Below are 11,908 nucleotides of genomic sequence, written 5' to 3' on the forward strand. Positions count from 1 at the left end.
GATGCCGGTCAAGCCATGTGATGACGTTGTTGGTTTTTCATAATCTCAAGATAGTCAATTTTGCCGTTTGCAAGCAGAGGTATTTCTGAATCGGTAATAATTACTTTCGGTAAATGTAGTAAAGAAATTTGAGCTTTAGATACGGCATCTGCAAAATTCTCTCTATTTATATCGGAACCGGTAGTAAGTAAAATAATCTTTTCTCCGTGCGTTTTGTCGGGGATAGAAATAGCAGCGTGTAAGGAATCAGGATCAATTTCGCTTGCAAATTCTTCAATTTTTGTAAGAGATATCATTTCTCCCGCTATTTTAGCAAAGCGTTTTAAACGTCCTAAAATTGTTATGTATCCTTCAGAATCTATTTTGACTATATCGCCGGTGTCATGCCATTCTTTATAAGTATAGTTGCTTTCTAAGTCTAAGTAACCAAGCATAATGTTAGGACCCTTAATGAATAAACGTCCCCCTTCATTTATTCCCTCTACTTTCTCAAGCTTATAATCAATTTTTGGTAATAATCTTCCTACCGTGCCTGCTTTATTATGCATAGGGGTATTGCAAGCTATAATAGGTGCGGCTTCTGTAATCCCATACCCTTCAAAAATACGTATGCCGTACTTATTAAGCCAAAATTGTCTTGTAGATTCTTTTAATTTCTCGCTACCGGCAAATATATAGCGTAATGAGTAAAAATCATATGGGTGAGCGTAATTAGCATAACCGTTTAAAAAAGTATCGGTAGAAATTAATATAGTTGCTCCAATATCGTATATAACTTCAGGAATGCTGCGATAATTTATTGGAGAAGGATATAGAAACAGCTTAATACCGTTTAAAGTTGTAATAATTGCACCACCAAGACCAAAACAATGAAATAAAGGTAATGAGTTAAATACTATATCTTCAGGGCTAAAAGGTACTTTAGCAGTTATTTGATATCTATTAGTTTGTAAATTTCTGTGAGATAATAATACGGCTTTAGGTTCACATTCAGTACCCGAAGTAAAAATTATCACTGCCGGTTTTTCGTCATCACGATTACGACAAAAATAATTGTAATAAGTTTGGGCAAAATAACTTCCTATTTTTGCTTTTAGTTTTAGAGCTGTACCAATCTGATTTTTAAAATCTTCTAAATATATTATTTTAATACCGAAATCTAATAAGTTAGTTATTAATTCATGTAAATTTGCTTTCTCGATAAATTGTTTTGAAGTGTAAACTACTTTAATTTGTGTAAGTTTACAGGAGTTAATAATAGTACTTATGCCGCTGCTCCAGTTAATTATAGCAGGAACATAACCGCTAGATTGCATAGCGTAAAAAGTAATTAACGTATTCGTGGTATTAGGCAACATTAAGCCTAAATTTCTGCCAAAGATATTATTCTTTTTGATTAAATCACCTAGGATAAAAGATTTTAATATTAAATCTCGATAAGTAACCGCATTTTTTTCAAAATCATCAACTATTTTTTTCTTAAATCCATGAATTTTAGCAGCTTCTATAAGAGATGAGAATAAAGTATTTTTATAGTCTGAACTCTCAAACACCATGTCAGCCATTATATCATAAAGAGTCCTAGATATATAACTGCGTCGTTCTTGATTGCTTGCAGCATCCATATTAGCGAATTTTACCGGCGGTAAAATGGTTATAGTAATTTTAGGAAATATTTTTCTTTTTAATATGTTTTTAAATTTTGATAAATGAGTAAATTGAGTACCGTCTATTCTAACCGGTAAAACGGTAGCACCGGCTTTATCGGCAATCATTCCCGGTCCTTCGTATATTTTCATTAAAGAGCCGGTAACGCTTATTCTACCTTCAGGGAAAATTGCTACTTTCTGATCCTTTTGTACTTCTTTTACTAAAGTCTTTATTGCCATTGGGTTACTTGGATCAACCGGCAAAGTTCTTGCCATACGTAAAAACGGTTTAATCCACCATATTTTTTGTATATCGGGACTAATTGCAAAAGTCATTTCTTCTCGTAAGTAAGTAGCAATTAGCGGCGGATCGAGATATGAAATATGGTTAGCGACAACTACTACTTTTTTACCTGCTTTTTGAAAATTTTCAAATCCTTTAACTTCAACCTTATACATAAGATCAAAACAGATTTGGAATATTCTTCGCAATAGCTTAAACGGAATAATTTTAACTTCAGGTATTAAACGGTAAATATGTATAGTAACGATTATATTAGCTAGGCTAATAAATAATATAATCCAAGGTATAGTGAAATTTAGATAAAATAATAAAGATAAAATAATTGTTGATCCCACCATGAAAATGGAATTGATAAGATTGTTAACGGCAATAATTCGACTACGATGAGCAGGGTTTGCGTAATGCTGTAATATCGCAAAAAGAGGAACGATATATAAACCGCCTATTGCCGCTAAGAAAAATAAATCTATAACTATTCGCCAATTATGTCTTTTCGATAAAAATACTAAAATACTTTTTAGCTGAGTAGGTTCGTAGTTAACTGAGCTAATTCTACTTGCAAAGAATAAATCAATACCGAAAATACTAATGCCTAGGGCTGAAATAAATAGATATTTAACGGTAATCTCATCTTCAAATATTTTGCTACATAAAAACGAACCGACCCCAACACCAAGCGAGAAAACCGCTAAAAATAAATTAGCAACATTCTCATCGGCTTTAAAAGTTATCTTAGCAAGTAAAGGTATTTGAGAAATTATAGCAGCTTCAATAAACCAAAACCATGAAATACCAAGTATAGCTAAATATATCTGTTTTTTTGCTTTGGTATATTTAATCATATTTATGCTTTCATCTATAATATTAAAATTTATTTTAATATCACTATTTGCGTTTTTAGATTTTGGGGAAAAAAGGCTTGTAATAAAGCCAAGAAAAGCGATGGTAATTAAGGAATAAATTATAAAATTATTGCTGATTGTATAATAGCTGCCGATTATAGTACCGATAAAAATACCGATAAAAGTTCCGGCTTCAACAAAGCCGTTAGCTCCAAGTAGTTCGTCTTTATTTAGGTGATCAGGTAATACGCTATATTTGATTGGACCGAAAAAAGTAGAGTGTATACCCATTAAGCAAATAGAACAAAACAGAATTAGCAGATTATTATGATGAAATCCATAAATTGCAAAGGCAATTATACCGATTTCACAAATCTTAATAATTTTAATAAGATTTGCACGCTCGTATTTATCGGCAATTTGTCCTGCTATGCTTGCGAATATTATGAAAGGTAGTACAAAAGTAGCATTAGCAATTAAAACAAGTAGATTATTATATTTACTTAAAGAATCGGTAATACTGTAAGTTATAAGGATTACTAGAGCATTTTTTAATATATTATCATTAAGACAACCGCATAACTGCACTATAAAATTTGGTAAAAATCGTCTATCTTTGAAAAGATATAATTTGTTTGTGTCCATATTATATAATACTCTATTTTAATACTTACAATTAACGAATCAATTTAATATCAGCATTATTTAATTTTAATTCTGCCCATATTTTATCTGCGGTATATATAGGAACTTGTAGTTTGATACCTAAAGTAATACACACTCGATCACCGAGTGATAAGCCTTTGGGTTGGGTGTATGGTTGTAATTGGGCTGTATGAGCGGCTTGCTCTAGATCAAATGGAATAATAGACGGTATTATTTCTGTAACTAAGGTGTAAGCTGTATCCATAGTAATTTTCATACGTTGCAATGAAGTTAATACTTCTGTAATATTTACTGTAGACATACAAGAAAATTGTATCAAAGGCTTAACTATTGTGCTACCTGGTTCATTTTGTAGTAAGGCTAAAAGTGCTGAAGTATCAAGTACTACTCTATTACTCATGACGTGCTTCTAAACGTCTTGATTTTATTAATTCATCTACAAGAGAGATTCTTTCTCCTGTAGAATCAGTGTAATTTTTTACCATTGCTTGTAGTTCAGCTAGAGCTTGATTTGGGGTTGTAATATAGATTATATTTTTTTTCATATGTAATACTATATCATCACCTGGTAGTAGGTGAAGATTCTGACGGAATGATGCAGGGATAACAATTCTGCCACCTTCTCCAAGTTTAGTACGCATAGTTTGCATAAATTACCATTTTGTCACATTACTTTAATTATGTCATAGTTCCTAACTATTACCCTAACCTAAGGTTTTTGTCAAATAATATTAGCAATTTATATTAATATGTCAAATTGCATATAGATAAATACTTTTTAATGAGGATTATTTAAATCTTCATAATAATCGCGCATTGCTTCTCTATTAGCAGGAATATTATTATTAGATTCCTCTATATCTTGTTTGGGAATAATAAAGAGAAAAAATTTTACTAATTTTAATTATTACTTCATGTAAATTCATATTTTATTCTCCTCAAAATAACACATCAATTAGAAATGTTACAGAGCCTAGTATCAATTTTTTCTTTATTATTCTTTTCTTTTTGTACTTTCTTTCTTCTTTGTAAATTCTTTTTTAAAGCACTTGATAAGTTATTAAATTTAGCTGTCGGTTTAGCTATTGAAGGTTTTTCTTTGGTATCTTCGGTAGATGACATAAATAATTATCTTTTCACATTAGCATTATTATATTATATTATGGATATTTTGGAAAATAAAACTATAAATAATCTATGAATCAAAGTAATATAATCTCTCCTGAGTTACTGGATGAGAGAAAAAATATTGCAAGGCAAGGGGGCGGTGAAGCTAGGATCAACGCACAACATCAAAAAGGTAAGTTAACTGCACGAGAACGCATAGAAGTATTATTAGATCCGAATAGCTTTACCGAAACAGGTATGTTTGTATCCCATAGATGCGATAATTTGGGGATGCAGGATAAAAAGTTTTTAGGTGACGGTGTTGTAACGGGACATGGTACGATAAACGGTAGATTGGTATTTATTTATAGCCAAGATTTTACCGTACTCGGCGGCTCTCTAGGCGAATATCATGCTAAGAAAATCTGCGATATTATCGATCAAGCTATAGCAACCGGTGCTCCCGTAATCGGTATTAACGATTCAGGGGGAGCAAGAATTCAAGAAGGGGTTGATGCTCTTGCCGGATACGGTGAATTATTTCAGCGTAATGTTTTAGCTTCGGGTGTTATCCCGCAAATTACCCTAATTATGGGACCTTGTGCCGGTGGTGCGGTATATTCTCCTGCCTTAACCGATTTTATATTTATGGTTAAGAATAGCTCTTATATGTTTGTAACCGGTCCCGATGTAGTAAAAACCGTTACAGGTGAAGAAGTAAGCCAAGAAAAGCTCGGCGGTGCTAGGATGCATACCACTAAAAGCGGCGTTGCCGATCTTGCATTCAACAATGATATAGAAGCATTGCTCGAAATTCGTAAGTTCTTTAATTTCCTTCCGTCATCCAATCGTAGTCCTCTCCCTGTTCGTTCGACTGTTGATCCTGCCGATAGAGTCGATATGTCTCTTAGCACGTTAATACCTAACACTCCTAATAAGCCTTATGATATGAAAGAGCTTGTTGAGCGTATAGTTGATGAGGGAGAATTTTTTGAACTACAACCTGATTTTGCTAAGAATATCATTATTGGTTTTGGTTATATGGAAGGTTATCCGGTAGGATTTGTGGCTAATCAGCCTTTGTATTTAGCAGGATGTTTAGATATAAACGCTTCGAGAAAAGCAGCAAGATTTATTAGATTTTGCGATGCTTTCAATATTCCTATAGTAAGCCTTGTTGATGTGCCTGGATTTCTGCCTGGTACATCTCAAGAGCATGATGGTATTATTAAGCACGGTGCTAAGCTGTTATACGCTTATGCGGAAGCTACAGTGCCGAAGATTACCGTAATTACCCGTAAGGCTTACGGAGGTGCTTATATAGTTATGAACTCCAAGCATCTTAGAGGCGATATAAACTATGCTTGGTTTAATTCAGAAATCGCCGTTATGGGGGCAGAGGGAGCAGCCGAGATAATATTTAAGGAAGAATGTAAAAACCCTGAAGCTAAAAAACAAAAAATCGATGAATATAGGAAAGTAGTAACATCGCCTTTTGTTGCGGCATCTAGGGGATATTTAGATGATATTATAAGACCGCAAAATACTAGATGGCGAATATGTAAGGCATTAAATTTCCTGCGTACTAAAAAAGTAGAACTGCCTTGGAAGAAACATGATAACTTGCCGTTATAACCGTTATTCCTGTGTGGATACCAAATCGTCATTGCGAGCAGCCGTAGGCTGCGTGGCAATCTTATGAAACAATAACAAACTCCTGATATTGCTTCGTCAAATTACTTTGTAATTTTTCTGGCAATGACAAAAACTAAAATTGTAACAAAAAACTATGAATAAACCATTATTTGATAAAATTTTAATTGCTAATCGTAGCGAGATCGCCGTTAGGATAATACGTACTTTAAAAAAGATGGGGATAAAGTCGGTTGCAGTATATTCTGAAGCAGATACAAACTCCATGTATGTGCAGCATGCAGATGAGGCTTATTATATAGGTGATTCCCCTGCAACGGAAAGTTATTTATCTATTAAAAATATTATTTCGGCGATTCGTGAAAGTGGAGCAAGTGCAGTACATCCAGGTTACGGTTTTTTATCGGAAAATCCAAATTTTGCTAATATTCTTAAAAGAGAAGGTGTTGTTTTAATAGGACCGAGTGCCGGAACTATTAAAAAAATGGGCGATAAAATTGAAGCAAAAAAGATAGCGATAGAAGCCGGAGTTAGCACCGTTCCGGGTTATATGGGAACTATAAACGATGTTAAGCAAGCGGTGGATATTGCTAAAGAGATTGGTTTTCCGGTAATAGTAAAAGCGGCTGCCGGTGGCGGTGGACGTGGTATGAGAGTAGTGAATAATCCCGCTGAAATGGCAAATGCTTTTGAGTCGGCAAAGCTTGAAGCAGCCAATAGTTTTAGTGACGATAGATTATTTATTGAGAAGTTAATTCAAACTCCCCGTCATATCGAAATTCAGCTAATTGCCGATCAATACGGCAATAGTGTATGTCTCGGAGAGCGGGAATGTTCAATACAGCGTCACCATCAAAAAGTAATTGAAGAAGCACCAAGTTCTTTTATTACCGAAGATATAAGGCAAGAAATGTATCGGCAGGTAATATCCTTATCTCAAAAAGTGGGATATTATTCGGCTGGTACCGTTGAGTTTATAGTAGATAGCAATAAAAATTTCTATTTTTTAGAGATGAATACTAGGTTGCAAGTCGAGCATCCTGTTACTGAGCTAATTACCGGTATAGATATCGTTGAAGAGATGATAAAAATCGCAGCCGGCGAGAAATTATCATTTACGCAAGATGATGTAAAATTAAAAGGTTGGGCATTTGAATCACGCATTTGTGCCGAAAACCCAAGCCGAGGTTTCTTACCTTCTAGCGGTAGAATTATAGCTTATTCCGAACCTGCAAAGAGTCCTAATATCCGTATAGATACAGGGATTGGGCTTGGCGGTGAAGTAAGTATGTTTTATGACTCAATGATTGCGAAATTATGTACTTACGGTGAAACAAGAGAGCAGGCAATTGAAGTAATGCGTTCTGCTTTGAGTTCTTATATAATTAACGGTATTGCTCATAATATCAGTTTCTTAGAAGCGGTAATGCTACATCCACGCTTTGTTAGTGGCGATATTTCTACTGCCTTTATTCAAGAAGAATATCCTGACGGTTTTTCCGGGGCTAGTCTAACTTCAGAAGTAACTACCGTATTTTTAGCAACGGCTATTTTTATTTATATATCGGAGCAAAGACGTGCTTCTTTAATTTCCGGCAATATTAACAATCAGGCTAACAAAATAGGTACAAGGTGGGTAGTAACTATCGATGATAAACTATTCCCCGTATTAATTACACCTGTTGAAAACGGCTATAATATACGTCACGAAAGCGATAGAATATATATTCGTAGTAACTGGAATTTAGGTAATGAACTTTTTACGGCTATCATTAACGGTAAAAAGACAAATGTTAAAATTGAAAATATCAGAACCGGTTATTTATTATCGCATGCCGGTATTAGCGTAAAAGCCTTTGTACGCTCTCCTCGTATATCAGAACTTGAAGCGTTGATGGTCTCAAAAGTAGTGGTGGAAGAAAGCTCCGAACTACAAGCTCCTCTAAGCGGTCAGATTGCTGCAATAAAGGTAAAAGAAGGGCAGGAAGTGACGGCAGGACAAGAAATTATGATTTTAACTGCTATGAAAATGGAAAATCTTATTTTAGCTGAAAGAGACGGAAAAATAGCTAAAATTTTTGTTAATGAAAAGGATAATGTTGTAAGAGGGCAGGTATTATTGGAGTTTGCATAAAGTAGTTGATATCACTCCAGCATGGATAGCACATCGTCATTGCGAGCAGCCGTAGGCTGCGTGGCAATCTCATGAAATAATATGTACAAGTTACGACTTAATCTGACAGAGTTGAGTAATCAGGCAGCTTGATGGGCAATCATCAAATTGTCTGATATTCTCTCTATATTACCAATATTTTTATCTATATTACCAATATTACCAATATTTTTATCTTTAGCAATATAAAGTGAATCTGTAAAAGATTGCATTGGTGTTTTACCAAAGCAATGTTTACCGGAATGAGGTCTTGCATTATTGTAACTCACAAGCCAGTTATCTATATCTGTTTGCAATTCATCAAGTGAATTATAAAATTTTTTGCGGAATAGAATGTGATAGCACTCTTCCTGCATAGTTTTATGGAAACGCTCACAGATACCGTTGGTTTGAGGACTATATGCTTTAGTTTTGGAATGATCGATATTCTCAATGCCAAGATATAGTTGGTAAGCATGGTTTTCTGGTTTTCCACAATATTCCGTACCTCTATCAGTTAATATTCTAAGCAGAGGGATATCATGGTTTGCAAAGAATGGAATAACCTTATCATTTAAGTGGTCTGCAGCTGTAATAGCCGTCTTTTCGGTATAGAGTTTACAAATAGCTACTCCTCAATAGGTATCGACAAAAGTTTGCTGATAAATACGGCCTATGCCTTTAATATTACCAACATAGTAAGTATCTTGTGAACCAAGGTAGCCAGGGTGCATAGTTTCTATTTCACCACTAGCTTCACGTTGGTTTTTAACTTTTTCAAGAACAGCAAGTTGATTATCACTTAAAACAATACCATCATTTGCTACTTTAGTCTCTAGAGCTTTTAGACGTTTTTTGAAACTTTCTAAATCATGACGTAACCACACAGATCTAACTCCGCCACCAGAAATGATTATCCCACTCTTGCGTAATTCATTAGCAGCACGTTCCTGACCAAATGCTGGAAATTCAACAGCTATATTAACTACAGCATCCTCTATATTTGCGGGCACACGATTCTTAATGCAAGCTTTACATCTAGTCATCTCATATAGAGCTTCCCCTTCCCCACCTTGATCATGGAGCTCTTTGTAACGATAAAATGTATCCCTGCTATAACCCATTACTTTGCAAGCTTGTGATACATTCCCTAATTGTTCAGCGAGTTTTAATAAACCGATTCTTGGCTTTATGATTTTTTCTTGATATGTTGTCATCTGACAGTCTCCTTTTTAGTAGGTTGTTAAAACTTGCCAGGTACTATCTTATCTTTTTTCTTCGTACCCAACAATCCTTAACTGTCAGATCAATTCTTTACTTTTACAAATAATAACAAACTCCTGAGATTGCTTCGTCAAAACTTATAGTTTTTCCTCGCAATGACGAATTGGGTATCTACTCAACAATACTTTCCTGTCTCCGTAGGAATAACATTATTCAAGCTCAGAATTAAATATATCTTTTATATTTTTTATATCACCGCCTAAAGGAGTTTGACTTTCACCAAGTGTATTAATTTCATCAAGTGAAAAGAATTTTGATTTAGCAGTTTCTCCTAATCTAGAACCTGTTTTAGTTTCAATATTAGCCTCAGAAACATTTACATTATTTATGCTTGTTTCTTGTATTATTTCTGCTTTTAACTTTTCTATAATTGCTATATATTTTCTTATGCTTATCATTATTATGCTTAAATCTCGAAGTATCAGCTTCATGCTTAATTAATAATTTGCAAATATCTTTATATATAACCCCGATTATGGATAAGAAATACATGGTTTATTAGGTTTAAGTTGGTAAGCAATAAGAGCAGAGAATAGAGAAGTAAAGAAATTAATAGGTGATCGATGTCTGGAAGGAGTAATATTAAAATTCTCTTTTATGTAGCCAAAAATGGTTTCGATAATGAATCTCTTCCTTAAAAGGATTTTATCCAAAAGAGGTAATAAATAGTTTTTCATATCCTTTCTTATTCCGGTAATTTTTATTAAACCTTGCTTATAAAGTTTTGTAAACATTTTTTCTGAAATAAACCCCTTATCATCATAACACTTACCTTTTAGACCTTTTTGATAACCATTGCTTCAAATGCAATTCTGTCATCAACATTACCTTTGGTAATTTTAACAGCAATAATTTCTCCCTTATCATTGATTATCATATGAAGCTTGAATCCAAAAAACCAATCGACAGAACTACGTCCCCTTTTTGCAAGATTATTAAAAGTTCTGTTAGAATTAATTCTGATATTTTTACATACTGCAAAATGTGTGGAATCTGCATAATAAATTCCCGTTCTTTTCCCACTTAAGTAATGTATAGCTAGACCATAGGAAATAGGTACAGTTAAATAAACTTTAGTACGTGTTCTACAGCCATACTGATATCTTTGAATTGCCCCGTAACTTTTCTTATTTCGTTCTTAATCTTAAACCAATAATGTTCTATAGGATTTAAGTCTGGGCTATATGTAGGTAAGAATAAAATTCTGCACCCAACCGACTCGATTAATTCTCTTATTATATTATTCTTATGGAAGTTGATATTATCCATAATTACTGTTTGTCCAGGATGTAATTCTTTAGTTAATATAGTCTCTACATAGGTTGTAAATATTTCTTTATTACAATTTCCTTCAAATATTACTGGCGCTATAATTTGATTATTACGAAGCCCCGCTATCATACTGATCCTGGATTTATGTTGATACACTTTGTTTCCATAACATCTAGTACCTTTTATACTCCATCCATATTCTCTACAAACATTATCTTCTATTCCTGACTCATCAATGAATACTAGAGTTTCTTTAGAAATTTGCTGTATCTTTTCTATAAATTCATTCCTTAAACCAATATCCCTTTTGGGATGAAGATGACTTTTTTTTATAAGTGTAGCCTAGTAGTTTTCTATAGTAATTTATTCTAGTTCTTTGTAATCTATTACCTAGTATAATACTTAATTCTTTAGCTGTTTTATCATGATTATTAGATAATTAATTCTTCAAATTCTTTGAGATTTATTTTTGCATTATAACCCTTTGCTGGACCATAAGGTTTTGCTTTTTCCTGTTTCCCATTTAAGAGTTTTCCATCTATATATAGTGTTACGACCTATATTGAATATTTTACATGCTTTAACAATTGAGAGCCCATCATCTAGAGCTTTGAATAGTTTCATTCTTAAATCGTAACTGTAACTGCTTGCCATAATTTATTTTATTATTTATAACATATATATTAGCATAGTATGTACCTACTTACTACATCAGTATGCTCCTCCATAGTAGCAATACTTAAATATAGCACTTCCGTATACAGGATCATCAATTGTAGTATTAACATCAAACCCTTTTTCTTCAATAAAATATTTAACTAAATCTAAACGACCTTGAAGGAACCGTTTCATAAAGACTATCATTTTTGTTTTTCAGTTTTCAAAGAATTTCTTAGAGCTTTAAAAGAGAAGCTTTTATGCATAATTTACCTTAAATTAATTTATAGCGTGCGTACTATAGATTAATCTAAGTAAATTA

The 11,908-nt window shown here is 33.4% G+C and carries 9 protein-coding genes and 2 pseudogenes; 2 read left to right on the top strand and 9 right to left on the bottom strand.

Features of this window, described 5'->3' with window-relative positions:
- Window positions 1–8 precede the first annotated feature (8 nt).
- From RMONA_RS03770 to RMONA_RS09610, 4 genes are all read right to left on the bottom strand, one after another.
- Complete coding sequence (locus RMONA_RS03770; RefSeq protein WP_023507725.1) at window positions 9–3,440, bottom strand: acyl-[ACP]--phospholipid O-acyltransferase; 3,432 nt, start codon at window positions 3,438–3,440, stop codon at window positions 9–11.
- A gap of 31 nt (window positions 3,441–3,471) precedes the next feature.
- A complete protein-coding gene (locus RMONA_RS03775) occupies window positions 3,472–3,861 on the bottom strand; it encodes a type II toxin-antitoxin system VapC family toxin (RefSeq protein WP_023507726.1) in 390 nt (129 codons plus the stop codon).
- Entirely contained in the window at window positions 3,854–4,102 is a 249-nt protein-coding gene (locus RMONA_RS03780; protein WP_157699823.1) for an AbrB/MazE/SpoVT family DNA-binding domain-containing protein, read from the bottom strand. Before RMONA_RS03780 ends, RMONA_RS03775 begins: the two co-directional genes overlap by 8 nt.
- A gap of 310 nt (window positions 4,103–4,412) precedes the next feature.
- Window positions 4,413–4,583 (bottom strand): hypothetical protein, encoded by a 171-nt coding sequence (locus RMONA_RS09610; protein WP_023507728.1) that lies wholly within the window; start codon window positions 4,581–4,583, stop codon window positions 4,413–4,415.
- Between the two features lie 75 nt (window positions 4,584–4,658).
- Between RMONA_RS09610 and RMONA_RS03785 the strand changes: the two genes are divergently transcribed.
- Together RMONA_RS03785 and RMONA_RS03790 are read left to right on the top strand one after the other, a co-directional pair.
- Window positions 4,659–6,203 carry an acyl-CoA carboxylase subunit beta gene (locus RMONA_RS03785; RefSeq protein ID WP_023507729.1) on the top strand — a complete coding sequence of 515 codons (1,545 nt, stop codon included), beginning with the start codon at window positions 4,659–4,661 and terminating at the stop codon, window positions 6,201–6,203.
- A gap of 154 nt (window positions 6,204–6,357) precedes the next feature.
- Window positions 6,358–8,355, top strand: a complete 1,998-nt coding sequence (locus RMONA_RS03790) for an acetyl-CoA carboxylase biotin carboxylase subunit (protein WP_023507730.1) — start codon at window positions 6,358–6,360, stop codon at window positions 8,353–8,355.
- 119 nt (window positions 8,356–8,474) lie between these two features.
- Here the strand turns inward: RMONA_RS03790 and RMONA_RS03795 are convergent.
- From RMONA_RS03795 to RMONA_RS08265, 5 genes and pseudogenes are all read right to left on the bottom strand, one after another.
- Window positions 8,475–9,590, bottom strand: a pseudogene (locus tag RMONA_RS03795) (IS481 family transposase).
- 216 nt (window positions 9,591–9,806) lie between these two features.
- The gene (locus RMONA_RS03800; protein ID WP_157699824.1) at window positions 9,807–10,088 is read right to left on the bottom strand and encodes a hypothetical protein; all 282 of its coding nucleotides are present in this window, start codon (window positions 10,086–10,088) and stop codon (window positions 9,807–9,809) included.
- Between the two features lie 42 nt (window positions 10,089–10,130).
- Window positions 10,131–10,391 (bottom strand): transposase, encoded by a 261-nt coding sequence (locus RMONA_RS10900; RefSeq protein WP_023507102.1) that lies wholly within the window; start codon window positions 10,389–10,391, stop codon window positions 10,131–10,133.
- A 41-nt stretch (window positions 10,392–10,432) separates the two neighbouring features.
- Window positions 10,433–10,768: a transposase gene (locus RMONA_RS11180; protein ID WP_096001018.1), complete on the bottom strand. Its 336-nt coding sequence runs from the start codon at window positions 10,766–10,768 to the stop codon at window positions 10,433–10,435.
- Window positions 10,720–11,583: pseudogene (locus RMONA_RS08265) on the bottom strand (IS630 family transposase). The gene RMONA_RS11180 and the pseudogene RMONA_RS08265 overlap by 49 nt, the downstream one beginning before the upstream one ends.
- Window positions 11,584–11,908: the final 325 nt, after the last annotated feature.

The sequence above is a fragment of the Rickettsia monacensis genome, from assembly GCF_000499665.2.
Taxonomy (GTDB): Bacteria; Pseudomonadota; Alphaproteobacteria; order Rickettsiales; family Rickettsiaceae; genus Rickettsia; species Rickettsia tamurae.

What these genes read in the sequence shown, in the direction of transcription:
- RMONA_RS03770 (WP_023507725.1), bottom strand. Translation starts at nt 3,440, where the DNA reads ATGGACACAAACAAATTATATCTTTTCAAAGATAGACGATTTTTACCA.
- RMONA_RS03775 (WP_023507726.1), bottom strand. Translation starts at nt 3,861, where the DNA reads ATGAGTAATAGAGTAGTACTTGATACTTCAGCACTTTTAGCCTTACTA.
- RMONA_RS03780 (WP_157699823.1), bottom strand. Translation starts at nt 4,102, where the DNA reads ATGCGTACTAAACTTGGAGAAGGTGGCAGAATTGTTATCCCTGCATCA.
- RMONA_RS09610 (WP_023507728.1), bottom strand. Translation starts at nt 4,583, where the DNA reads ATGTCATCTACCGAAGATACCAAAGAAAAACCTTCAATAGCTAAACCG.
- RMONA_RS03785 (WP_023507729.1), top strand. Translation starts at nt 4,659, where the DNA reads ATGAATCAAAGTAATATAATCTCTCCTGAGTTACTGGATGAGAGAAAA.
- RMONA_RS03790 (WP_023507730.1), top strand. Translation starts at nt 6,358, where the DNA reads ATGAATAAACCATTATTTGATAAAATTTTAATTGCTAATCGTAGCGAG.
- RMONA_RS03800 (WP_157699824.1), bottom strand. Translation starts at nt 10,088, where the DNA reads ATGAAGCTGATACTTCGAGATTTAAGCATAATAATGATAAGCATAAGA.
- RMONA_RS10900 (WP_023507102.1), bottom strand. Translation starts at nt 10,391, where the DNA reads ATGTTTACAAAACTTTATAAGCAAGGTTTAATAAAAATTACCGGAATA.